The 701-nt window shown below is 70.4% G+C and carries 1 protein-coding gene; it reads right to left on the reverse strand.

Going from position 1 to position 701, the window contains the following annotated elements:
- The coding region (locus AC1DGW_RS16820; protein ID WP_478025193.1) for a hypothetical protein at positions 1-701 on the reverse strand (701 nt) is incomplete at both ends.

Below are 701 nucleotides of genomic sequence, written 5' to 3' on the forward strand. Positions count from 1 at the left end.
GCGCCCCTCCGTGTTGTCGAGCGTGGYSRCKTCCAGACTCAGRTCGCCGCCGCTGGCGAGCAGGCCATCAGCGCTGTTGTCCAGCAGGCCGTCCACCGTCACCTGCAGCGTGGACGTGCCGGCCGCCTGCACGGCACCGCCGACATTGCGCAGCTCAGCGGCGGTGAGGTGGGTATTGCCCGCCGCGGCCACGGTGCCCGCAGTGTTGTCGAGCACACCCGACACGCTCAGGCGCGTATCGCCGCTGCCGGCCGCCTGCAGCGTGCCGGCGCGGTTGTTCACCGTGCCGGCGTCCAGCTGCAGCGYGCCGTTGGTGGCAATGATGCCGTCGGCATTGTCCAACGCGTTGCGCACCTGCACGCGCAGGTCATCCGTGCCGGCTGCGATCAGCTGTCCGCCGGCGGTGGTCAGGTTGCCGGTGGTGACGGCGATGCGCTGGGCGACCGTCGTACCGTTGGTCAGATCCGTCGTTTCGCCGCGAAGGTCCAATGCGCCATTGCTGGCGATCGTGCCACGCCGGCCGTTGAGGGTGTCGGCACGGATCGACAATGCGCCGTCGCCGGCGTGCTCGATGCGCCCCTCCGTGTTGTCGAGCGTGGYSRCKTCCAGACTCAGRTCGCCGCCGCTGGCGAGCAGGCCATCAGCGCTGTTGTCCAGCAGGCCGTCCACCGTCACCTGCAGCGTGGACGTGCCGGCCGCCT

The sequence above is a fragment of the Stenotrophomonas sp. 05N423 genome (genome assembly GCF_056397145.1).